This is a genomic window from Helicobacter didelphidarum, assembly GCF_003364195.1.
Classification (GTDB): Bacteria; Campylobacterota; Campylobacteria; order Campylobacterales; family Helicobacteraceae; genus Helicobacter_A; species Helicobacter_A didelphidarum.
Map to the genome: position 1 here is coordinate 1 of NZ_NXLQ01000186.1, position 610 is coordinate 610.

The following is a 610-nucleotide window of genomic DNA, read 5'->3' on the forward strand; positions in this document are numbered from 1 at the left end:
GTGGTAGAGTATGCGAGCAATCATCTCATCATCTGGGATAAAGATAAAGGGATAAAATTCACTTACACTAAAGTTGTTTGCTGGGATTGTGAGGTCAAGATATTTTAAATCTCGCTCCATATATCCACTACTTGGGTCGATAAATATCTTTCTATTGCCACTTTCTTTATCATTATAGATAAGGATAAATTTACCCTTTAAATCCACTCGCTTACTCTTTAGTATGTCAAGCTTTTCTCTTAGCATTCTATATACTTGCCTAAGCTTATAAGCATTATCTTTCCATAAAACAATCTCAAATGGAGCATTAAGAGATTCTTGCCTCTTGTTTAAAACTCGAGCATTTCTCTCATCATCAAATTTTAGTGCAAAGCAATACATATTATCTATCATCATTCTAGCCCATTTATTAAATGCTTTTGCCCCTTTGATACTCTCAAGATATGAATCTATAGCTTGGAATTGCCTAAAGACAGCATTATAAAATCTCAAATACATAAAAGTTTCTTTCAAATCATCAAATATCGGTGCATCAGGTAGCCATTCTTTGCGTCCTTTATCATCGCTTAAGACTTCTATACCGATAGATTCAAGTTTATTTAAAGCCCAA

The 610-nt window shown here is 33.3% G+C and carries 1 pseudogene; it reads right to left on the bottom strand.

Annotated features, from left to right (window positions below):
* Positions 1-610, bottom strand: a pseudogene (locus CQA53_RS11840) (hypothetical protein); the annotation flags it as partial.